Raw genomic sequence first — 24790 nt, 5'->3', positions numbered from 1 at the left:
GTAGACCTTCAGGAGGATATCCATGTCTGACAAAGGGAAGTGTCCGTTCCAACACGCCGCCGGTGGCGGCACGACGAACCGTGACTGGTGGCCGGAACAGCTTAGGCTGGATTTGCTGAGCCAGCACTCGAGCAAGTCGAATCCGCTGGATCCGAACTTCAACTACGCCGAAGCTTTCAAAACGCTCGATCTCGCGGCTGTCAAGAAAGATCTCGCCGCGCTCATGACCGACTCGCAGGATTGGTGGCCGGCTGACTTCGGCCACTACGGTCCGCTTTTCATCCGTATGGCATGGCACAGCGCCGGCACCTATCGCATCGGCGATGGCCGCGGCGGCGCTGGACGCGGCCAGCAGCGTTTCGCGCCGCTCAACAGCTGGCCGGACAACGTGAGCCTCGACAAGGCCCGCCGTCTACTCTGGCCGATCAAGCAAAAATACGGCCAGAAGCTTTCCTGGGCCGACCTGCTGATCCTCACCGGCAACGTCGCACTGGAAACCATGGGTTTCAAGACCTTCGGCTTCGGCGGCGGTCGCGAAGACACGTGGGAGCCGGATCAGGACGTCTACTGGGGCAATGAAAAAACCTGGCTGGGCGGCGATGTCCGCTACGGCAAAGGCGCAGCCGGCAATGACAACGACGACGAAGGTGTGATCGTCGCAGACGAAGAACTCCACGGCACCGAAAAAAGCCGCACCGACGCGGGACGCAATCTGGAAAATCCGCTTGGTGCAGTGCAGATGGGCCTGATCTACGTGAACCCGGAAGGCCCGGACGGCAACCCCGACCCGCTTGCGGCGGCGCATGATATCCGCGAGACCTTCGGCCGGATGGCGATGAACGACGAGGAAACCGTCGCGCTGATCGCCGGCGGCCACACCTTCGGCAAGACGCACGGCGCAGGTCCGGCGGACAACGTCGGTGCCGAACCCGAATCGGCCGGTCTTGAGAATCAGGGCCTCGGCTGGACGAACAGCTTCGGCAGCGGCAGGGGCGCCGACACGATCACGAGCGGTCTGGAAGTGACATGGAGCAGCACGCCCACGCAGTGGGGCATGGGCTTCTTCCAGAACCTGTTCGGCCTCGAATGGGAACTGACGAAAAGTCCGGCCGGCGCGAATCAGTGGGTCGCGAAAAATGGCGGGGAGACGATTCCGCACGCGCACGACCCGTCGAAGAAAATCCGTCCGACCATGCTAACCACGGACCTGTCGCTGCGCCTCGATCCGGTGTACGAGAAAATCTCGCGCCGCTTCATGGATAACCCGGACGAGTTTGCCGACGCCTTTGCTCGCGCCTGGTTCAAGCTGACGCACCGCGACATGGGTCCGCGTGCGCGTTACCTCGGTCCTGAAGTGCCCAGCGAGGAACTGGTCTGGCAGGATCCGATTCCGGCGGTCGACCATCCCCTTGTGAACGATGCTGACGTCGCCGCGCTCAAGCAGAAGATCGCGGCTTCGGGGCTTTCGGTTGCCGAACTGGTGTCGACCGCGTGGGCGTCGGCCTCCACTTTCCGCGGCTCGGACAAGCGCGGCGGCGCCAACGGCGCGCGTATTCGTCTCGCGCCGCAGAAGGACTGGGCGGTCAACCAGCCGGAACAGCTCGCCAAGGTGCTCAAGAAGCTCGAAGGCATTCAGAGCGAGTTCAATGGTACGCAGTCGGGCGGCAAGAAGGTGTCGCTTGCCGATCTGATCGTGCTGGCGGGCGGCGTGGGCGTCGAGCAGGCCGCGGAGAAGGGCGGGCACAAGGTGACGGTGCCGTTCGCGCCGGGCCGCATGGATGCGTCGCAGGAACAGACCGACGTGGAATCGGTCGGCGCGCTCGAACCACTGGCGGATGGCTTTCGCAACTACCTCCAGCGCAAGTTCCCCGCCTCGGCTGAGGCGCTGCTGGTCGACAAGGCGCAACTCCTCACGCTCACCGCACCGGAAATGACGGTGCTGGTCGGCGGCTTGCGCGTGTTGGGCGTTCAGGCGGGCAAGGAAGCTCATGGAGTGTTCACGGATCGTCCGGGCGTGCTGAGCAACGACTTCTTCCGCAATCTGCTCGACATGGGCACGCAATGGAAGCCGCAGTCCGAGGCGAACGACCTGTTCCAGGCAAGCGATCGCGCGACCGGCAAGTCCAAGTGGACCGGCACGCGCGTGGATCTGGTATTCGGCTCCCACTCCGTGTTGCGTGCGCTGGGCGAAGTCTATGCAAGCGCGGACGGTCAGGAGAAGTTCGTGCGCGACTTCGTCGCTGCCTGGGTGAAGGTGATGAATCTCGATCGCTTCGATCGGGCTTCGGCCTGAAGCACCACGCCTCTGCCGGTCGTGTTCAGCGGGGGCGTGGGATCGAGTTGATTGGGATCGTCGAAACATGCGCCGCGGATGATCCGCGGCGCATATCGTAATGCTGTACGGCCTATGTGAGGCGCCGTTCAGAATCTTGCAGGTTTGCGGCAGGACTTGAGCACGGCTCTACTTCAGACTACCAGCTCGACATCAGGCCGCCATCAATCGATGTTGCGCAACGGCAGTGCGGATGCGCTCCGCCATCTGCGCGTCGAGCGGTGTGTACACAAGCATACTGAGGTCCGGTCGACCATCGACTGCGAACAGTGAATACTCCATCTCGATGGGCCCCAGCTTGGGATGCAGGAGGTGTTTTACGTTCTCGCCTTCGCCGTGGCTCAACACCTGGTTTTCCCGCCACATGCGCTCGAAGTCGGGACTGGTGCGGCACAGATCGTCCACGAGATCGCCCACTTCGGAAGCAAGCCCGGCACGCGCCACGTCCGCCCGGAACGCCCCCACGACGAAGTGCGCGACGCTCTCCCAGTCGTGCTGTTTCGCGCGGACGTTCGGGTCGCCGAACAGAAAGCGCAGGATGTTGCGCTGGCCCGGCGCCAGCGTGCCGTAGTCGGTGAGCACGACGGCTGCGGCACGATTCCAGCCCACGACGTCCCACGTTGCGGTCTTGATGATCGCCGGGCTCGCGTCGAGAGAATCGAGCACGCGCTGAAGGCGCGGGTTCACGCCGTCGACGCTACGGGAACGCACTTCCGGCGGCCGCCCGAGACCCAGTATGAAGAGATGTTCGCGCTCGGTGTCCGTCAGCATCAGCGCTGCGCAGATGCGTTCGAGCACCTCCGCCGAGGGCGCGCCGCCGCGACCCTGTTCGAGCCACGTGTACCAGGTTGAGCTGATGTTCGCGCGTTGGGCCACTTCTTCCCTGCGGAGTCCCGGCGTGCGCCTGCGGCCCGAGAAGCCAAAGCTGGCCGGATCGAGCCGCGTGCGGCGGCTGCGCAGGAAATCCCCAAGGGTTTGGGCGGCGTTCACTGACATGAGGAGCCTGTTAGTCGTTTTACCGGGATAAAGTCACTACTTCAACAGGATAGCGGATGATCGCATAGTGCATGGGTGACCACCCTGGAGACTCCCAATGCGTATCTTTCTGACAGGCGCGACCGGCTTCATCGGCTCGGCGCTGGTTCCCGAACTCATCGAAGCCGGTCATCAAGTGATCGGTATGACTCGTTCCGATGCGGGCGCGCAGGCGCTGCGCGCGGTGGGCGCCGAAGTCCATCGCGGCTCGCTCGAAGACGCCGCCAGCCTGCGTAGCGGCGCCGAGAAGGCGGACGCCGTCATTCATCTCGCGTTCGACCACGATTTCTCCCGCTTCGTGGAAAACTGCGAGAAAGACAAGCATGCGATCGCGGCACTCGGCTCCGCGCTTGCCGGCTCCGATCGTCCGCTTCTCATCACGTCCGGCACGGGCGTCGGCAGCCGCAGCGACGGGCAACCGGCCACCGAGGACGTGTTCAACACCCAGCACCCGAACCCGCGCATCGGATCGGAGCTGGCCGGCAACGCGCTGCTCGACTCGGGGATCAATGTGTCGGTGATGCGCCTGCCGCAAGTGCATAACCCGTACCGGCAGGGCCTCATCACACCGCTTATCCAGTTGGTGCGTGAGAAAGGCGTTTGCGCATACGTGGAGGAGGGGCAAAACCGCTGGCCGGCGGGGCATCTTTCGGACGTCGTGCGGCTGTACCGGCTCGCGATCGAGAAGGGTGAAGCGGGTGCGCGCTATCACGCGGTCGGTGAAGAGGGCGTCAGTGTTCTTGAGATTGCACAGGCGCTGGGGCGCGGCCTGAATGTGCCGGTCGTCTCGATCGCCCGTGAGGAAGCGCCGGCGCATTTCGGATGGATGGCGATGTTCGCCGCGCTCGATATGCCGGCATCGAGTGCGCAGACGCAGGCGCGTCTGGGCTGGCAACCGGAGGGCCCGACGCTGATCTCCGATCTCAACGAAGCGCGCTACGCCCAGGCATTGACGTAATCTTCGCGGTCGCGGTCGACTTGACGGACGCCATTGGAGAACCGGCGGACATGCGCCGGTCCGACCGTGCGCATCGGCGAAGAGCAATTGGGGTCGTCGGTCTTCGCCGACGACCGTTGCGCGTTGAAAACTGCGCATATCACGGCAGCATGGCCCGGCGGGACGAGTAGTTTCAACGCCAGGCTTGCGTAAACTCGCTGACCACGCGCGCCAGGTGGGTTTGCATCGCCTCACGAGCCGCGGCCGGATCACGGGCCATGATGGCGGCGAAGATCCGCTGATGGTCTTCCTGCGACGCCTCCCGCAAAGCCGTCGTGTGAAAGTGCTCCTCGATCTTTTCCCACAGCGGATCGCTGCGCGCGCAGTCCCACATCGCGGTGACCATGTGCAATAGCACGGTATTGCCGGTGGCTTGCGCGATACACAGGTGAAACTGCCGGTCCGCGGCGTCGTTGGCCTGCTTGTCGTGCATGTTCTCGCGCATCGTAGTGAGCGCGAAAAAAATCCGATCGAGGTCGCTGTCTTTGCGCTCGGTGGCTGCGAGGGCCGCTACTTCGGACTCGATCAACGCCCGCGCCCGCAGCGTTTCGATCGGCCCCGGGCCGCGTGGCAACTCGAAAGTCACGGGTCTCGCACCCAGGTCTGTCGCCACATAGATCCCTGAACCGCCGCGCACTTCGACGACACCGTGGACTTCCAGCGCAATGATCGCTTCGCGCACCTGCGTGCGGCTGACGTTGAATTTGTCCGCCAGGGTTCGCTCAGAAGGCAGTCTCGATCCCGTCGCGAAGTCTCCCGCCGCGATCAACGCGTGAATCTGCTTCGCGAGGCCGAGGTAGGAACGGTCCGCGCCTTCTGCATCCTGTCTCTGGTTGAACGGTTGGAGGGAGAGGTCAGTCATTGAGTTGCTCGTGAATTGACGTATCGAAAGCGAACTTCGCGTTCATCCGAAAAATGGTACACCAATTCAGAAAGGCAGCACATTCTGTCCGGCATCAGAAATGCTGAATATCGCTGGAAGTACCGAAAATACGCGGGTAGCGAGGTGGCACACTGGTAAACCACTATCGTATGAAAGTGGTCAACCAATCATAATCCGCAGCCATCAGGGGCTCACTGCGTTGACGTCCTCGATGCATCAAGGTCCGCGCAATCAATGAAAGGAGTGAAGTCGTGAAGATGTCTTTCCGGTGGTACGGCGAGTCCGATCCCGTCACGCTGCAATACATTCGCCAGATTCCCGGCATGACGGATATCGTGTCCGCGATTTACGACGAACCGGTCGGCGAGGTGTGGCCCGCGGAAAAGATAGCGGCCTTGAAATCGACGATCGAGCAGGCCGGTCTCCGATTCGAAGTGGTCGAGTCCGTGCCCGTGCACGAAGACATCAAGCTCGGCAAACTGAGCCGTGATCGGCTTATCGCGAACTATCAGCAGACCATCCGCAACCTCGGGGCCGCCGGCATCAAGGTGATCTGCTACAACTTCATGCCGGTATTCGACTGGACCCGCACGGAACTGTCGAAAACCCTGGAAGACGGTTCGACCTGCCTCGCGTTCAGCACGAAGGAAATCGAAGAGATCGACCCGAACAACGGCATTGCGCTGCCTGGTTGGGATTCGAGCTACAAGCCCGAAGAATTGAAGGCCTTGCTCGCCGACTATCGCGAAGTCGACGAAGCCCGGCTCTGGGAGCATCTGGAGTATTTCCTGAAAGCGATCATTCCGGTCGCCGAAGCAAGCGGCGTGAAGATGGCCATTCATCCGGACGATCCGCCCCGTCCCATCTTCGGTTTGCCCCGCATCGTGAAGAACCGTGACGACCTTGCCCGGATCGTCAGGATCGTGGACTCGGAAGCTAACGGGTTGACGCTGTGCTCCGGCTCGCTTGGCGCCGGACCGCAGAACAACGTGGAAGCGCTGGTGCGTGAGTTCGGCGCCATGAGGCGCATCCACTTTGCGCATATCCGCAACGTCAAGATCACGCCCGAGGGCGATTTCGAAGAGTCCGCCCACCTGTCCAGTTGCGGTTCGCTGGATATCGCCGCGATCGTGAAGGCCTATCATGACACGGGATTCACTGGCTATTTCCGCCCGGATCATGGCCGCATGATCTGGGGCGAAACCGGCAAGCCGGGCTACGGTTTGTACGACCGGGCTTTGGGCGCCGTCTATATCAACGGCTTGTGGGAAGCCATCGAGAAGCTGTCCTGAAACTCGATTCTCACCATCTGTCTTTCAACAAAGACGCCAGTGAACGGTTCAACTGGCGTAACAAAAATAGCCACGACGGAGACTTCCATGCCACGCATCCGATGGACCATGATTTTCATGTGCTTCCTCGCCAACGTCATCAACTTCGTTGATCGGGCCAACCTGGCGATCGCCGCGCCGAGCATTCGCGCGGAGCTGGGTCTGGACGCGGTCGGCATGGGGCTCGTGCTGAGCGCGTTCTTCTGGACCTATGCTTTTCTGCAGCTTCCCGCCGGTTGGTTCATCGACAAGGTCGGTGTGCGCGTGAGTCTCGCGCTGGCCGTGGGCTGGTGGTCGGCCTTCACGATCGCGACAGGGGCGGCGCGTGGTCTTGCGCAGCTCGTGGGTGTTCGGCTGATGCTTGGGGTCGGGGAAGCCGCGGCGATTCCATCGTTTGCGAAGGTGGCCTTCAACTGGTTTCCACGAAGCGAACGAGGCCTCGCGAGCAGTATTTTCGACAGCGGTTCGCGCGTGGGGTCGGCGCTGTCCCTGCCGCTGGTTGCCTGGCTGATCTCCGTCGTCGGATGGCGTGGATCGTTCGTGATCACGGGCGGCCTCGGAATTGTCTGGGCTGCGGCCTGGTGGTTCATCTATCGCGATCCGGAGCGCTACCGCGCCATTGCACCGGATGCGGTCGACGCGCTGCTCGCGCAGCGCGGGCTGCCTGCCACGCTAGCCACCCCCAATACCGCCGGCTCGGTCTCATGGCTCGACCTGTTTCGCTACCGGACGGTGTGGGGAATGATGATCGGCCTGTTTTGCCTGAATTTCGCGATCTACTTTTTTATCACCTGGTTTCCGAGCTATCTGCTGCAGGCGCGTGGTTTCTCGCTGGCGTCGTTAGGGACCTGGGGCATGCTCCCGGCGCTGCTGGCGATTCCCGGCGGCTGGCTTGGCGGCCTGGTGTCCGACGGTTTGTTCAAGCGCGGATGGAGCGCGACGGCCGCGCGCAAGACATGTCTGGTGCTTGGCATGTTGCTGTCATCGTCGATCGCGCTGTCGGCGTACGTCGACAGCATCTGGGCGTGCCTTGCGCTGTTCTCGCTGGCTTACGCGAGCTTGTCGTTCGCTGGCGCGAACGTCTGGACGCTGGTCGGCGAAGTCGCCCCGACGCCGGCCCACGTTGCGTCGCTTGGCGGCATCCAGAACTTCGCCGGCAACCTCGCAGGGATCTTTATCACGACGTTCACAGGCGTCATGCTGGCGATCACGAAGGGCTCATTCGTGATCCCGCTCATCGTCGCGGGCTCGCTATGCGTGGTCGGCGCGTTGTCGTATCTGTTCGTGGTCGGGAAAGTCGAGCCGTTGCCGTTGCTGCCGCGTGCTCACATGAAGAAAATGGCCCGCAGAGAGGTGGTTTGACCCAAGGCATCAACTGCCTGCCTCCTTCGAACAAGCAGCCTGTCCTTCAGCAAGCGGTCGATTGACCAACCTGCAAAACGATGACGCTGCAGTCCGGAAAATCCGTCGTAGCCCAGCCTGGGCTGCAAGTCTCAGCCGATGTGTGTCGAACTGCAGTCCGACCTGGCGCAAGGCGAACGCCACAGGCTGGCTGGAAGCCCGATCCCCCACCTCGCGAGTTCGCTTACCGGGTCAACCCTGGTTGCATAAACGATTTGCCGCGCCTATCTTTCTACATCATACGTATGACCTAGAGAGTGAATCGTGGCAACGCTACACAGGCAGGTCCTGAATCAGCTCGGCGAGCAGATCTGTTCAGGCAAGTTCATGCCCGGTGACATCCTGCCGGCCGAACCCGTTCTCGCCGAGCAGATGCAGGTGAGCCGCATCACCATCCGCGAGACGATGAAGTCGCTCTCGGCCAAGGGCATGCTGCAGGTGCGCCGCCGTTACGGCACCATCGTGCTGCCGCGCGCGCAATGGCAACTGTTCGATCCCGACGTGATCACCTGGCGGGCGCGCGCCGGCGCGATCGAACCGGGCCTCATCGAAGATCTGATGGAGTTGCGCCTGATCATCGAGCCGAACGCGGCCAGGCTCGCCGCGAAACGCGCGACGCCGGAAGATCGCATCGCCGTGCGCCGCGCCTTCAAGGCGATGGAGCGTGCGGTCGCCGGCCAGGGCGAATATGTTCCCGCCGACCTCGCTTTTCACGGCGCCATCCTTGCCGCCTGTCACAACCAGTTCGTCCAGCAGATGCAGAACGCGCTGTCGGCGATCCTGCGCACCAGCTTCGAACTCAGTTCCGAAATCGAGGGCGGCCCGGCCCGTTCGCTGCCGATGCACGAGGCGCTCTGCGTCGCGATCGAGCAGGGCGATCCGCAAGCCGCCGAGCAGGCAGTGCTGACATTGATTAAACGCGCCGAGCAGGATTTCGAGGACCGCGCCGCATTGAACCGCACCGCCAACAACCAGGCGGCCTGACCTGACGCAGTCCGGTTTCGCCAACAGTGGATCCAACCCATTTGAAACGCGACGCGTAGCCCCGTCGCGATGGGCGCACTCGCGCCTTTTTCCTGATCACACAGAGGACCCAGCATGACTCATCTATTCGATCTGAGCGGCCGCACGGCGCTTGTCACCGGTTCGGCACGCGGTATCGGCTACGCGCTGGCCGAGGGACTGGCGGCAGCGGGGGCCAGCGTCGTACTCAACGGCACGCGGGCGGACACGGTCGCTGAATCGGTCAGCAAGCTTGCCAGCGCGGGCTACAAGGCGCAGGGCCGTGCCTTCGACGTCACCGACGAAGCGGCCGTCGCCGAGGCCTTCGCGCAGTGGGACAAGGACGGCGTGCAGATCGACATCGTCGTGAACAACGCCGGCATCCAGTTCCGCAAGCCGCTCGTCGAGCTTGAACTGAACGACTGGCAGCGCGTGATCGACACGAACCTGACCAGCGCGTTCATCGTCGCGAAGCAGGCCGCGCGCCGCATGATCGCGCGCGGCACGGGCGGCAAGATCATCAACATCGGTTCGCTCACGAGCGAGGCAGCGCGCGCGACCGTCGGCGCGTACACGGCGGCGAAGGGCGGCATCAAGATGCTGACGCGCGCGATGAGCGCCGAGTGGGCGGTCTCGAACATCCAGGCGAACGCGATCGGTCCGGGCTACATCCTGACCGACATGAACAAGCCGCTGATCGAGAACGCGGCGTTCGACGCGTGGGTGAAGAGCAGCAACCCATCACAACGCTGGGGCAAGCCGGAAGAACTCGTCGGTACGGCGGTGTATCTCGCGTCGCCCGCCTCGAGCTATGTGAACGGCCAGATCATTTACGTGGACGGCGGCTGGCTGGCCGTGCTCTGAAGCCGTTTCGAACGCAGGTCCGCGCGAGCACAGCAGAACAAGAAAACAACTCGCGCGCAGTCAATCGCGTAGTCAATTGTTGGATGCGCCGTACCCGATCCGGAGACATCATGGAAAGCGTCAAGCCCGTAGCACCCCAAAGATGGTGGTATCTGATGCCCATCATCTTCATCACCTACAGCCTCGCCTATCTCGATCGCGCGAACTACGGCTTTGCCGCGGCGGCCGGGATCGACAGAGACCTCGGCATCACGCACGGCACGTCGTCGCTGATCGGTTCGCTGTTCTTTCTCGGCTACTGCCTGTTTCAGGTGCCCGGGGCGATCTATGCGCAGCGCAACAGCGTCAAGAAACTGATCTTTTTCAGCCTGATTCTGTGGGGCGTGTGCGCGGCGGCCACCGGCATGGTCAGCAACATTCCCATGCTGATGGCGCTGCGATTCATCCTCGGCGTGGTGGAAGCCGCCGTCATGCCGTCGATGCTGATGTATATCAGCCGTTGGTTCACGCGCAGCGAGCGTTCGCGCGCCAATACGTTCCTGATTCTCGGCAACCCCGTGACGGTGCTGTGGATGTCGGTGGTGTCGGGCTATCTGGTGCGCAGCTTCGGCTGGCGCGAGATGTTCGTCTTCGAAGGCGCACCGGCGCTCGTTTGGGCCGTGGTGTGGTGGTTCACGGTGAAAGATCGTCCGGCCGACGCCCCGTGGATGAGCGACGCGGAAAAGATCGAACTCGACGCACGCCTGAAGGCCGAGCAGGCGCATATCGCACCGGTGCGCGACTACAAGTCGGCATTCCGTTCGTCGATCGTGATGAAGTTCTGCGCGATTCACGCGCTGTGGAGCATCGGTGTGTACGGCTTCATCATGTGGCTGCCGTCGATTCTCAAGGCCGCGTCGACGATCGATATCGTCTCGGTCGGCTGGCTCGCGGCGGTGCCCTATCTGGCGGCAATCATTCTGATGCTGCTCGCGTCGTGGCTCTCGGACAAGACGCGTAACCGCAAGCTGTTCGTATGGCCTTTGCTGCTCGTCGGCACCGTTGCGTTCGTCGCCTCGTACCTGATCGGCGGCTCGCATTTCTGGATCTCGTTCGCGCTGCTGGTGGTCGCGGGTGCCACGATGTATGCACCGTATGGCCCGTTCTTCGCGCTGGTGCCTGAGCTGATTCCGAGTAACGTGCTTGGCGGCGCGATCGGCCTGATCAATGCATGTGGTGCTTTGGGCGCATTCGCGGGTTCGTGGGTGGTGGGCTATCTGAACGGCGTGACCGGCAGCCCGGCGGCTTCCTACATCTTTATGGCGGCCGGCTTGCTGCTCTCCGTGATCCTGATGATCACCGTGCCCGCGCGTTCCGATCAGCGCGCCAAACACGAGGCGCCGTTGTCGTTGCATCGCACGTGAAGCACCGCGTGGGCCGCTTTGTTTTCCTTGATTCGTTTTTAGCAGGCTGAAAATGGCAACCCTGATTACCGATGTAAAGGTCGTCCTGACCGCGCCGGAAGGCATCAACCTGATCGTCGTGAAGGTGGAGACGAATCAGCCGGGTCTGGTCGGTCTCGGATGCGCGACGTTCGCCTACCGGCACGTCGCGGTGAAGTGCCTGATCGAGGAGTATCTGCGGCCATTGCTGATCGGTCGCGACGCCGAGGCCATCGAGGAACTCTGGCAACTGATGCATCAGAACGCGTACTGGCGCAACGGGCCGATCGAGAACAACGCGATCTCCGGCGTCGACATGGCGTTGTGGGACATCAAGGGCAAGCTGGCGAATATGCCGTTGTATCAGCTGTTCGGCGGCAAGTGCCGTGAAGGCGTGCCGATTTACCGGCACGCCGATGGCCGCGACCTCAACGAACTCTGCGAGAACATCCAGAAGTATCGTGAGCAGGGCATCACGCACATTCGCTGTCAGAGCGGCGGCTATGGCGGTGGCGGTTATGGCAAGGCACCTTCGGGCGCGCCGTCGGGTTCGGCCGACGGTGTATATCTCGACAGCAGGAAGTACATGCGCGAGACGCTCAAACTGTTCGACGGCATTCGCAGCAAGATCGGCTTCGATGTCGCCTTGTGTCACGACGTGCACGAACGTCTGAAACCGGTCGAAGCGATCCGTTTCGCCTGCGAACTGGAACAGTACGATCTGTTCTTCCTCGAAGACGCGATCCCGCTGGAAGAAGGCGAATGGATGCGGCAGCTGCGCGCGAAGACGACTACGCCGCTGGCTCAGGGCGAACTCTTCAACAATCCGCACGAATGGCGCTTTCTGATCACCGAGCGGCTGATCGATTACATCCGGGTGCATCTGAGTCAGATCGGCGGCATTACCGCGGGGCGAAAGCTGCAGATCTTCGCCGAGCAATTCGGCGTCAGGACCGCATGGCATGGACCCGGCGACATGTCGCCGATGGCGCACGCGGCGAACATCCACATCGATCTGGCTTCGCGCAATTTCGGCGTGCAGGAGTGGTCCGGGACCGAGCCGCCCAACTTCGTGATCCAGGATCTCAAAGGCCCGAGGGCCGCATTGCTCGACGTATTCCCGGGTCTGCCCGCGTTCCGTGACGGCTACGTCTACGCCAATGACAAGCCGGGGCTCGGCGTCGACATCGACGAAGCCGAGGCGGCGAAATATCCGTGCGAGAACAGCGTCACGACGTGGACGCAGACGAGGTTGAAAGACGGGACGTTGCAAACGCCGTGACTTCGCGCCGGCTGGCGGCGCGCTTTCAGCCCCTTCAGCGCGCGCCCCACGATTCACGGCGGGACTACGAATCTCCTGTATGGACGGCATTCAACCTATCGCCTAGCCTGAGACTCCAGAAGGCGCCGTGCGGGCAGCTTGGCTGCTGCGCGCGCGCCCGGCATGGTGCGGCGGTGCCGCTCGACCCGGAGAACGACGATGCTGATGGCTATGGACGGAGGCGGCGGCGTAGCACCCAAGCCACCGCCCCCGCCGACGGCGCACGACGTGTCCACCGCGCAGCAGGCGGTGCAAAAGGCGTTGGGCGACAAGTCGCCGGGCGATGCATCGGCGTTGCAGGACGCCGTCAAGAAGGCCGAAGCAGCCAACGCGCAACTGACCCGCGAAGCGCTCGCGCGCGCCGTGATCCTGATGCAGGCGCAATACAACGCGGCGCATCAGCACGCGCCGCAGGCGCACGAGCCGAAAGTCGACGCGATTACCGAAGCGGCCAGCCAGGTCGGTCTCACGCACGCATTCGATAACGCCACGCTCGACGCCGCGGCCAAATCCCTGAGCGATAGTCCGCTCGTCGTCGAGAGCAACGCCGCGAGCGCGCCGGTCAGCGCGACGAACGCGCGCGTGGCGATTCAGAAGGGCCTCGACGGCGGTATGACGTTGCCCGAGGCGGTCAACGCGGCGCGCGTGCAGCTAGGCGGCAACCAGCAGAACGAAACGGCGCTCGACGAAGCGGCGCTCGCGATCAAGGGCGACCAGATCGTGGCGGACCCGAAGAGCAACGGCGGTGGCGACCCACTGAAAACCGCCGCGCAACAACTGGCCGATCTGAAGATTTTCACGAGCCCGGTGCAGCAGGCGGCGCTCAAGGCGTTGACGGTCGACGTCAAACCCGCCGCCGCTCTGCCGGCCGCCGCGAAGGCGGCGCAAGGCGCGTACGCGAGCTTGCAGAAGGACAAGGCGAGCCATGCATCGGCGCAACAGATCGCCGAGGACGAAGCGGCCTACCACGAGGCGCTCTCCCAGGAACTGAACGCCGCCGTCGGCGAGACCGGCGACGACTGGCGCGGCGACCTGTTGCAGATCGACCGGCGCTGGCAGGCCGAACAGGCCGTGACGGATGCGAATACCGCAAAGAGCGTAACCGACGCGCCGCCGGATGCCGACGTGCTGCACGCCCTGAAAGCCGCCGAGATACTCGACGCAGCCGAGGCGGCGCGCGGCTCGGGCGCGGCCCCCGGCAATCTGAAGGCAGCGCAGTCACTGACGCGGAGTTTGCAAGGTCTGAAGAGCGACGATCCGCTCTACGCCGAAGTCACCGGCGACGCGCGCACCAAGGCGCTGCAAGCCGCCGCGTTGCACGACGTCGAAGGCGCGCACGGCGGCAACGCGACCGACACGCTAAAGGCCGAAGGCGAGGCGCTATCCGGCTATCGGAACACGGTCTTATACGACGATCTGCTCAAGTCGACGCTCGGTTCCGCGGTCACGAAGCACGACATCCAGCAGGTCGGCACGCCGGATAACCTGCGGGACATCGCGAACCTGCTGACGAGCGTCAAGCAGGCGTCGCCGGAGCTGGCCGTCGCGTTGTACCGGCAGAATCTGCAGGGCAAGATCGACAGTCTGACCAGGAACGGCGGGCAGATCGACACGCCGACGATGGGTGAATCCATCGCAGACCGCGACAAGTTCTACGGCCCGCTCGGTAACATCGTCGACGCGCTCGGCGGCCCGAAAAGCGCCGACGCGCAGCCGGTCATGCTGGCGCTGAAAACGCAGTTGAACGCGCAGTTGAACGAGATCGAGCGGCTGAAGAAAGCGGGCGCCACCTACGCGCAAACGTCGTTCGACACGGTGAGTTTCGCGCGGGTGGACGGCTCGTCGCTATCGGCCTATCAGGCGCTCATCGACGGCGACCCGAACAGCGCGCTCGCGAAAAAGCTCGAGGCGCCGCTCGAACTGAAGCCGAGTCCCGCGCCGGTGCAAACCGCACCGCAGGACGCGCAGCAACTGGCGAAGGCTCAGCAGGCGTTGAGCAGCGGACTCGGCAGTGGTCCCGTCGATCAGCAAAGTCTCGACAAGGCGCTCGCGCAAGGGCGCAAGGACCATCCGGAAATCAGCGACGCCACCTGGGCGCAGGCCGCGCTGTTGCAAAAAGCACAGGCCGACGGCAGTCAGTGGCTCACCGACAACGCCGGCAAGCTGAAAGCCGGCACCAAGGTCGACACGATCGACCCCGTCGCGCAAGCTGCGAGCGAGTTGTCGACCATGCAGCTGTTCGACGCCCGCACGCTCAGCGGCGCGACCGATGCCGTGCAAGGCGGCAAGGTGGCGGCCGCACCCGATGCGCCTTTGAAAAAAGGCGATCCGGCGCCCGGCACGGTGTCGGCCTCCGATTACCTGTCGCAACTGCTCAGCGAAGGCATGAGCATGAAAGCGGCGCTTGTCGCGACGCGTGCCTATCTCGGCGGTCAGGCCCACGCCGACAATGCGCTTGCGCAAGCTGCGCTCACCGCGGACGCGCCGAAATATCTGTCGGCTTACTACAAGGACCCCACCGGCAAGGACAGCGACCCGATCCAGGCGGCGTCGAAGGAACTGGCGGCGCTCGGCGTCTTGCAGCCGGAAGCGCTCGACAAGGCCACCCAGGCCATGACGCATGACCTGAAGCCGGACGAAAAGGCGCTACACAGCGCCGCCGGCAAGGTGAACGACGACTACCAGAAGTATCAGAACGCGCAGGCCGCGCTGGACAAGGATCCGAAAAACGCCACGTTGCGGCAGGCCGAGGCCAAAGCGCTGCAAACCTATCACGACGACCTCGGCGTTGCGCTGAACGCCGCCGCCGGCCGCGCGCCCACCGACAGCGCGTGGCAAACCGATCCCGACTACATCGACATGATGTGGAAGGCGCAGTTCGCGCTCGAAACCCAGGTGCTCGCGCCGCAGATCGAAGCGGCGCAATACACCGGCGAGGATTCGAAGCAAAGCAAGGCGCTCGATGCCGCGTTCAACCAGTTGCAGCTCGCGCTCGGCGCACAGCAGGTGATCCAGCAGACGCGCTACGCGCAGCAGCACAGCGGCGGCGCGGGCGCGGGCGATGTCGCGGCCGCCAATGCGTTGAGCCGGCAGCTCGGCGGCATGAAAAAAGGTGACCCGCTCTACGACGAAGTGATGGGCGACGCGACCATCACCGGCTTGCAAAGCGATGCGCTGAAGACGATCGTCGATGCGGGGGCGTTCCTTCCGTGCACCGCGGGCAACGACGGCAGCGATGACGCGAAGACACGCTTCGCCGCCGAAGGCAAACAACTGTCCGCTTATGCCGGCACGGTGTTTTATCCGCAACTGCTCGACGGCGCGGTGCGCGATCCGCAGACGCAGGCGCTCTTTTCTCAAATCGATTCGCTGGTGCGCGGCAAGGACGATCCGCAAGACAGGTTGAATGCGGTCGCGGACTTCATGCACGCCTCGACGAGCGCAGATCTCGCCGCCGCGCTCTACCAGGCGAAGTTCGCGGGCGACGCCAACCATGACGACGTGCTGCAATGGACGGCCAAGGCCAACGATCTCGACGCGGTGTCACGCATCTATGCAGCCGGCGGCGGCGCCGCCAATCCGCAGATGACGCAGCTGCGCCAAGGCATCGAAGCGCTGATGAAAAAGCCGCTCGACAAGGGCGGCTTCGGCAGCATCGATACGTCGTCGGATTACAACCAGACCGTGATCGCCGCGGGGGAAGTCGCGGTCGTGGAAGGCCAGGGGTTCGGGCTCGGCGACGTCAAGGACAGGAAAGACGGTTCGATGCAGCTCGCGCAGGACATGCTCGACGACGATCCGAACAGCGACGTCGGCAAGGAAATCGCGCGCGAGACCGGCTTCAAGGACGCCGGCAAACCGGTCAAGCCAATCGACGTCAACGATCCGAAGGTGAAGCTGGCAGCCGACGCGCCGTTGCCGACCGGCCCGACAGCCACGCCCGTGGTGACGGCCGGCAACCATGTGGCCGGGCTGGGCGCGCAGGACGGCATGCAGGTGGTGACCAGTTACGACGACCTGCTCAACGCGGTCGGCGCGGCGCAGAGCAGCAACGGCCCGACGCATACGCCCGGCTCCTTGCAGGATGAACAGGCGCTCGCGCTCGGCCAGTTCGCCGAGTACGACCCCAACGAGGTCGTGTACGACCAAACCAGCCACAAGCACACCACGCTCGGCGAGATCGTCAACAAGTTGATGACGGGCGAGGGCGTCAGCCGGCCGAGCGGACTTGCGCCGGTCGCGCTCACGTCGCTGTCGATCCAGTGGTGGAACCAGCGCGAGCCCGGCAAGGACGACGCGGCGACGCTGCAAGCCGCGGTGATGGAAGGCATCGACGCGCGCGGCAACGAAATCGAGGTCGGGCCGGCGGATACGACCGTGCGCCACGGCTATTCGGATTGGCAGGCGCATACCGGGCTCGACAAGGGCCTGCTGATGGCGCAGCCGCACTGGGTGCTCGGCAGCGACGGCGCGTTGCTGAGCGGCCAGGCTTACTGGACCACCTACAAGCCGGACGATCACTGGTATGACTGGGACCATCTGAAGGTCGATCTGGAGATTGGTGTCACGGTTGCCGCCGGCCTGCTGACCACGATGGTGCAGCCGGAGACCGCGGCACTGTGGCTCATCGTGCTATCGGATCTCGCCGACGCGTACTTCGCGGTGAGCGCGGCGGTCGGCACGGTTCAGACGCTGCACACCATGGCGATCACCAAAGGCGGCTGGGGCAGCGGCGCCAACTGGCTGGCGCTGGGCGCCAATGCGTTTGGCGGCGTCGCGGGCGTCGGCGGACTGGCGGGCCGCACCGCCAAAATCATGGCGCGCGTGGGCATGTCCGACCGCGCGTTCGCCGATGCCACGGGCTTTGTCAAACTGGCGCACGACGCCACGCCGGCGCAAGCGGCGGCAGCCAGCGCCGCCAACAACGGCGCGCGCTCGCTGCGCGAGTTCGAGGCCGCTCCGGCTGCGCTAGAACGTTGGGTCGCCGGTTCGCCGGCGGCGCGCGCGCGTTCGCTGAGCCTCTTCAGGAGCGTGTCGCGTGCGACCGAAGCGCCGCTCGGCCTGTCGCTCGACGCCGCCACGCTCGCCCGCTGGAATGCGCGGCTCACGCCGCTCGAACGGCTGCATCTGGAGCGGCTCGTGCAACTGCTCGGACGGGTGGCGTCGCTGCGCGTGGCCAATCCCGCCGCGCTCGCGCTTCGCGGCATCGGCGTGAGCGCGCTGACGACGAACCTCGGTTCGCTGGTGTTGCAGGGGCATCGGCTGGCGACGTCGAACGGTGCGGCGACCGGCGAGGACTGGGCGCAATTCGCGTCGTCGGCGGGCTTGATGGGCGTGGGCTTCGTCGCCGCTCGCGGTCATGCGGACACCCAGCGCGAAGCGGATCAGCACGCGCGCCGCCAGGCCGATGCGCGCACGGTCCAGGCCAATGCGCAGGCCAACGCGCAAGCGAACGCCGGCGCTGGTATGCCGCAAAGCGTGCTGTCACCTTCGCCGCACACGATCCAGGTCGACGACGGCGTGCTGCATACACCGCGCTTGTCGCCGACTAGCGAGTCCGAGACGGTGTCCGGCACCCAACTCGCCCAATCCGCCGACGCGGCCGAACCGTTCGTGCTCGAACCCACCGCGATCTTCACGCGCGACGAATGGGCCGCGCGGCAGCAGAACGCGCAGGCGGACGGCGATGCCGCGCAAGGCAGCGCAACCACCGGCAGCGAGACGGCGGGAGGGCGGCAAAGCCCACTGGACGACAGCTATTTCGACGGCGGCGGACGCACGGTCATTCACCGCACCAACCTCGACTACACGCAACGCACCGTCATGCCGGGCGGCGCCGGCATTCTGACGACTCGTCCACAAGGCAAGGCGCCGGTATGGCAGGACGGCTACAACGACGTAACCGGCATTGCCGCCGGCGACCATCCCGAGTTTCTGCGCCCGGTCGACACCTCGCTCGTGCCGCCTGGCGATCCGTTGCATGCGCGCGGCGCGAGCGGCGTGATGGCGCCGCCCGATCATCACGTGGTGTTGGGCCATGGCATCTCGGCCAACGAGATGCAGGGGCCGGACGGTTTGCCGGTCACGGTCGACGATGTGGCGGCAGGCCTCGCGCCGCTGCTCGCGGACGGCCAGGATGTGACGCTCTATTCGTGCTATTCGGGCTCGACGAACGCGGACCCGACGCGCGCGTCGGCGCGCGCGCATGGCCGCTCCACCAGCACGTTCGCGCAGCGGCTCGCCGAACAGCTCGCGCAGCGCGCGCAGCGGCCGGTCACCGTGTGGGCGCCGCCCGACATTCTGTTGATCAAGCCCGACGGCACGGTCACGGTACGCGGCAGCAGCGCGTTGACCGGTCAGGTCGACTCGTCGAAGGTATTGATGAAGGCATTCCGGGCCGAGCCCGTGAACCGGCCGGCCGGCGCGCAGGCGCTTGCCGATGCGACAGGGGCGGCGAGCGCTCGCCCGGCTGATTTCGAACCGCAAGCTGGCCGCACGGCGCAAGAAGCGGCACAGGATACGACGCAACAAACGACGCAACAAACCACGCCGAAGACGCAACGAGCGACGCAGCGCCCCACGCCGCAAGTCACCGACCTGCCGCTCGACAATCCCGCGTTCGATTTCTCGCCGATTCCGGATGGTACTTATCGCTCGGTCGCGCTCGGCTCCCGCTTCGTCGATGCGTTGACGCAGCGCCCCGGCGTTCTCGGCGACGTCGCGCGCGTGACGCAGCCCGGTGGTTCGGTCACGTTGAGGCAGGCGAGCGGCTTGCTCGATGAGCCCAACCCGCGCGCCGCGATCGACGACACCGTCGCTCAATTCGAAGCCGCTGGCCTGACCGACGTGAAGGCCGAGTTCGTGACGGCCGACGGTTCAGGCGTCGATCTGCGCAATCCCGGTTTGCAACTGGACGCGCTCGATCCGGAGGCCGGCTATCTGCGTTTCGGCGGCGAGAAACCCGCTGCGACCGCTGCGCGCGACGAACCGCAACGCGCCCTGAGCGCTGACGGCTCGCGAAGCAATGCCGATGCATCGGCCTTACCCGCGACCCCACGAGACGAGGCCGTCGACTGGCAAGATGTCGAACCGCGTCTGGTGACCCACGTTTGGGGCGCCGGCGCGGATCAGCCGATGACCCGCGCCCGCGCGCCCGCCGAGGTCTACGTATGGGGCGTGCCGACGCGCGAAGGCGCGATCGTCGATCCGCGCAGCGGCTCGGCCGCGAGCGCGCTCGACATGACCGTCGCGCTGGAAGAACTCGCGCAGTTCAGCTATGCGCCCGGCACGCCGGTCGCGCTCGACGGCGCGCACAGCGGCAGCGACGCGGCGCTGCTGCAGCAGTTCTCCGACCTGATTCAGGCGCCAGTGTATGGACGGCTTGGCGAGAGCGACGCGCAAGGCTGGCGGCGCGTCGATCCGAATCCGGCGCGACGCCTGGCGCGCTTCGAGATCGAGCCGGATGTGAGCGGCAAATTCTCGCCGGGCGGCGCGCAGCCGATCAGGTTGAACGCGCTCGAATTGCGCCCGGTGCCGGGCTCGCGTGTGGTCAACCTGCTCGGACACGCGGCGGCGCGCAAGTATCTGAAAGTGTCCGGTTTCAGCATCGCGGAATCGCATGGTTCGACACCCGCCAATTTCGCCGAGGACAATACCACTGCGGTGAGCGCGAACAACCAGACGATCTCGCCGAAAGCGTTCGTGCGCAAACTGATGAACGATCCCGCCTACCAACCCGGCGACGGCGTGTTGCTGACCGGGTGCTACCTCGGCTCAGGCGGTTTTCCATGGGCGCGCGAACTGGCGTACGAACTGCAGGCGCCGGTGATCGCATCGATGACGGAGAACAGCATACGCGGCACGGGCGCGCTGCTCCTGCATCCGCCCGCCGGGCATATCGCCGTGCCAGCCAACGACCCGCAGGTGGCGACGCGTCTGTACCTGCATCTGCCCGAGGCGCCCGAGCAGGACTTCGTGCCGGAGATTCATGGCTATCAGCGTGAACAGGCCACGAGTTCGCAGGCGGTGCAAGAGGCAAACGGCAACGTCGAGAACGCGGCGCAATCCGCGCCGGGCGTGTTGACCGAAGCGGTGACGCAGACGGAACCCGACGCCGGTCGCGATGCTGTCGGCGGTACAGAGTCCGCAAAGCGCGACGAGGTGACGCCGGCCGACGCGACCAGAGCCGCGAACGCAGCGAACGCGCTGGTCCATCTCGGCGAAGCCGAACTCACGCGTGTGTTCGATCATCTGCAAAGCGAGGCGCCGTCGAACTACGTGTACGTAGACGCCGCCAGCCTGTCCGCCGAAACCGGGCCGGCGTCCACGTTGCAGCGCTTCCTCGCACGTGTCAAAGCCAATCGCGATTCGGTCGAGCGCGGCACGCCCGTGCAAGCCGCGCGCATGTCGGACCTCGGCTATGCGCTCGACACGCAAGTGCGTGTCACGACCGCCGACGGCGAGCAGGTCAAGCCCGCCGGCGTCGACATGTTCGCCGTCGCGCAGCGCGATCCGGCCACCGGCCGGACCACCTGCAAGCTCGTCGGCATCGACGAATACGGCTTGCCCGAAGGCTTCGCCGCCGTGAACAGAAATGGCGTGCGCGCGATCGGCATAGTGGGCGGGCGTCCGGTATGGCCGGTCGCCGGCGCGGCCGAAAGCGGCGCGGGCGGAGCCGCCGCGAAACGCAGCGCGGGGGCGAAACAGAGCGCGGCGTCGAAACAGGCCGCGCGCGCGAATCTGGAGGGGCGCTCCGGCCGGCCTTCGTCGCTGACCAAGGCGGTCGAGCAACACGGCCTGGTCGACGAAAAAACCAAGCAGGGCGGCTTGTGGCCCGGCAGCGTGATGCGCGACACCACCGGAAAGTTCGGTCTCCCAAATGGCTTGTGGCTCGTCAAGCAGATGTGGAAAGCGAGCGTTGCGGGCGACACCGGCGAGGGGCGCGCCCGCAATGCGGTCGCCACCAGTCAGTTGATGCGCGCGATGTACGGCGACGGCAGCGCGACCGACATGCGGCTCGTCACGTTCAGGCACCCCGACACCCGCGTCCTGCACTACGGCATCATGACGCCGTTTGCCGAGATCGACGTGTCCTCCACGAACGCGAAAGCCGTGCTCGGCGACCCCGAGCGTTCGATGACCAACGGCGTGTTCGCGACGGCGGCGGGCCATATCGCGTTGCAGAACGTGTCGGTGGCGGGCAACCGCAGCAGCGCGATGCCGGCGAGCCGTGAAACCTTCGGCAACATCGGGCTCACTACCGCCGACGGCGCACCGGCGGCGTTCTTCATCGACCTCGACTCGGCGATGGGTTTCGACAACATGGGCGAACAGACGCCGTTCAAGCCGCTGAGCGACGTGGCAGGCGCGCTCGACGAACTCAAGAACGGCGACGAGACCGCGCCGGCCTACGGCTCGATGAGCGACTGGGAGTACCGCCGCAGCGTCGATTTCCTCAAGGACCAGTTGGACAATCACGGGCTCGAGCAAAAGATTCTCGACGTGGTGAAGGAGCACGGCGAAGGCAGTCTCACGCAACGCAAAAAAACCGCGCGAGTGGTGATCGCCAACATCAGGAGGCAGATCGCGGCGCGCGAAAAAGCCGCGCCATACACGCACGAACCGTTCGCTCCGGCCGCCTTGCCGGCTGCGTATCAGGAGGCGCCGCCCCAGGTCGTGATGACCGGCCGCCTCGGCTGGAAAAAAGCGACGGGCTTGCCTGAGGGCGAAGCGGGTTTATTCCGCCGCCGCATCACCCAGGCGGTGCTGGCCGCGCAGCGCTTGCGACGCGGTGCGGCGGCAACGGGACACAATGCGCCGGTGACCGCCGCGTTCTTTCCGAAGCCCGAATCGTTGAAGCCGCGTGAGCCGATCTCGCTGCCCGCGAGCAAAGAGGGTCCCGCTCTGACCGACGACTTCAACGGCTTGCATTTCGTCAAGCGGGAAGGTTCGCTCAGAAAGGGCCTGAAGGCGCCGCTCGACCCGGCGAACGCAATCACGCTGACGCAGGCAAAGCAGTGGGGCACGGCGGGCGACGTGCCGAAACAGGAACGCCTCTACGCCTATGCGCCCGACGGTGCCGGTGCGCCGCTCGGCTATTTCAAGGCGGGCAAGGACGGTAAGGTGACGTGGGTCCAGACATCGGAGCGTGCCGCCGATCTGAGCCTGTCCGCCGACTACAAGGGACTGCGTTTCGTGAAGCGCACCGGCTCGGTCCGCGAGGCTTTGCAAACGCCGCTCGACCACGCCAATGAATTCCGTTTGCCGAAGGCAAAGCAGATGGTGGCCGACGGCGAGGTGTCGAAGAAGGAGCGGCTGTACGCCTATGCGCCGGACGGCGCGGGTCCGCCGCTCGGCTACTTCAAGGTGAAGAACGGCAAGGTGACGTGGTTCCAGGCGTCCGATCGCTCGGCCGTGCAGAACCTGCAGACTGCCGCGAGCGCCGTGGGGCTGTTCGGTCTTGCAGGCACCAGCGCGTTCCTGTACGACCGGGCCGGCAGCGTGCGTTTCCTGGACCCGTATCTCGGGCCGGCTTCTTCCGGTTTGCGCTACTTCATGAACATCTTCAAGCTCGGCAAGGACTTCCAGCAACACGTGCTGGAGGAAATCCGCAACGGCCGGCTGGATGACGCGTGCGAAATCATCAACTCGCACTTCAACTTCCTGAGCAAAGGGATGCGCGCCCGCAGGCTGCCCGATGCGACCATCGAGCGCGTCAGGGCGCATACGTCGACGCTGCTCGGCATCGTGCAGCAGGCGAAAAGCGAAGCGCAAACCGGCGTCACGCAGGACACGGTGAACACCGCGCTCGACGACTACTTCGACATCGTCAAGCAGGAAAGCGGCATTGCCACGACCGATGTGAGCCGTCTGCATTCGGCGACCCGCCTGGGCGGCGGCATCCGGATGACGGTGATTGCGACCTGGGGCGGCAGCATGCTGCTATCGGTGCACAAGATCAGCACCGCCGGCGGCCTCGGCAAATGGGGCGCGGTGTTCAACACCATCGGCTTCGGCAGTTCGATTGTCGACGGTTCGCTGGATATATCGAGTGCCCGGGCGGGCGGTGTGCCGCACGAGCCGTCTTCCAGGATCAGGAAGCTCTCGGACAAAGTGCTGACGCCCCTGAGCACCAACATGTTCGTGGCCGGTTATCTCACCGATGCGGTAGCGACCGCTCAACGTCATGGATCGCCCATGACGATCGTCACCGATCTCGCGACCAGCGGGCTCAATGTTGCGCTTGCGAACTATCCGAACTACGTCGCGCGGGGCGGCGACCACATCTACGTGTTCCGTCCGTCGACTGCCGGCAAGCTGGAAACCGGCGATATAGTTGGGTATGCAAAATATTCGGCGGACGGCGGCCTGTACTGGCATGAAGCCGATGGCAACGGCGGGTTCCTGCCGCGCCAGAGAGTCAGCACCGAGTCGCTGACCGTGACCGGCTCGCACGGCAAGTTCCTCGATACCGATGCCTACGTCGTGTCGCGCAAGGAGCCCGGCGATCTGAGCGACAGTCTGCTCGAAAAGACGCGCGATGCCAGCCGTCCCACCGTCAGCGCGCGCAGGAAGCCGGTCAAGCTGACGAACGTGGACGACAGCCTGCCGGCGCGCGTCGAGTCGCATTCGAAATTCCGGAAAAAGCCTGCCGTGCTGCTCGCGCTCGGGATCGGGTCGCTCGCGTCGAGCGTGATCGGGGTCGCCGCGCCGCTGTTCCAGAACCAGAGCGCGCCGGTGCCGCCGGACGACAAGAAAAAGAAGCCGGGCAGTGGGCCGTCGGGGGCAACGCCGACGCCGACGCCTACGCCTGCTCCGACACCCACGCCCACCCCCATGCCCACCCCGACACCCAAAGTGCGCATAGTGACGGTCCATCCCGGCGATACGCTGTGGGGCATCGCCGCCGCGAACGGCGAACCGCTCACGAGGCTCGAGCCGCCGAATCCGCAGTTCGACTGGGCGCTGCTCGACGGCAACCCCTTCAGCGCGCGCCAGCCGCGCGACGGGCGCGATCCCGACCTGATCGTGCCGGGCGACCACGTGAACGTGCCGTTGCCGCAACACTAGCGCGCGGCTTCGTACGGTTCGTCGCGCGCCCCTCGCGTCCCGCATGACGGGCGGTCGCTTGTCGTGCGCCGTTTCAATCGCCTGTTTCAGCGAAGATCCGTAGTTTTAATTTCATCGCAAAGATGTTCAGATAG

The 24790-nt window shown here is 64.8% G+C and carries 11 protein-coding genes; 9 read left to right on the top strand and 2 right to left on the bottom strand.

Features of this window, described 5'->3' with window-relative positions:
* Window positions 1-22 precede the first annotated feature (22 nt).
* A complete protein-coding gene (katG, locus tag ACZ9H4_RS28370) occupies window positions 23-2293 on the top strand; it encodes a catalase/peroxidase HPI (RefSeq protein ID WP_476122008.1) in 2271 nt (756 codons plus the stop codon).
* Between the two features lie 192 nt (window positions 2294-2485).
* Here katG and ACZ9H4_RS28365 read toward each other — a convergent pair whose 3' ends face one another.
* Complete coding sequence (locus ACZ9H4_RS28365; RefSeq protein WP_408144760.1) at window positions 2486-3328, bottom strand: helix-turn-helix transcriptional regulator; 843 nt, start codon at window positions 3326-3328, stop codon at window positions 2486-2488.
* 97 nt (window positions 3329-3425) lie between these two features.
* Here ACZ9H4_RS28365 and ACZ9H4_RS28360 point away from each other — a divergent pair, with 97 nt between their 5' ends.
* Window positions 3426-4325, top strand: coding sequence for an SDR family oxidoreductase (locus ACZ9H4_RS28360; RefSeq protein ID WP_408144758.1), 900 nt, complete (start codon window positions 3426-3428; stop codon window positions 4323-4325).
* Window positions 4326-4497: 172 nt separating this feature from the next.
* Here ACZ9H4_RS28360 and ACZ9H4_RS28355 read toward each other — a convergent pair whose 3' ends face one another.
* Window positions 4498-5226, bottom strand: coding sequence for a FadR/GntR family transcriptional regulator (locus ACZ9H4_RS28355; RefSeq protein ID WP_408144756.1), 729 nt, complete (start codon window positions 5224-5226; stop codon window positions 4498-4500).
* Between the two features lie 272 nt (window positions 5227-5498).
* On the opposite strand from ACZ9H4_RS28355, the gene uxuA reads away from it, so the two are divergent.
* From uxuA to ACZ9H4_RS28320, 7 genes are all read left to right on the top strand, one after another.
* Entirely contained in the window at window positions 5499-6539 is a 1041-nt protein-coding gene (uxuA, locus tag ACZ9H4_RS28350) for a mannonate dehydratase (protein WP_408144754.1), read from the top strand.
* A gap of 87 nt (window positions 6540-6626) precedes the next feature.
* A complete protein-coding gene (locus ACZ9H4_RS28345) occupies window positions 6627-7940 on the top strand; it encodes an MFS transporter (RefSeq protein ID WP_408144752.1) in 1314 nt (437 codons plus the stop codon).
* Window positions 7941-8243: 303 nt separating this feature from the next.
* A complete protein-coding gene (locus tag ACZ9H4_RS28340; RefSeq protein ID WP_408153604.1) occupies window positions 8244-8963 on the top strand; it encodes a FadR/GntR family transcriptional regulator in 720 nt (239 codons plus the stop codon).
* A gap of 114 nt (window positions 8964-9077) precedes the next feature.
* Window positions 9078-9845, top strand: a complete 768-nt coding sequence (locus tag ACZ9H4_RS28335) for an SDR family oxidoreductase (protein WP_408144748.1) — start codon at window positions 9078-9080, stop codon at window positions 9843-9845.
* 110 nt (window positions 9846-9955) lie between these two features.
* Window positions 9956-11248, top strand: a complete 1293-nt coding sequence (locus ACZ9H4_RS28330; RefSeq protein ID WP_408144747.1) for an MFS transporter — start codon at window positions 9956-9958, stop codon at window positions 11246-11248.
* A 52-nt stretch (window positions 11249-11300) separates the two neighbouring features.
* On the top strand, window positions 11301-12548 hold the full coding sequence (locus ACZ9H4_RS28325; protein ID WP_408144746.1) for an enolase C-terminal domain-like protein: 1248 nt from the start codon (window positions 11301-11303) through the stop codon (window positions 12546-12548).
* A 204-nt stretch (window positions 12549-12752) separates the two neighbouring features.
* Entirely contained in the window at window positions 12753-24656 is an 11904-nt protein-coding gene (locus ACZ9H4_RS28320) for a hypothetical protein (RefSeq protein WP_476122004.1), read from the top strand.
* Window positions 24657-24790 lie beyond the last annotated feature (134 nt).

This window comes from Paraburkholderia sp. TE9906, from assembly GCF_056279605.1.
This window is presented reverse-complemented; position numbering and strand designations above follow the sequence as displayed.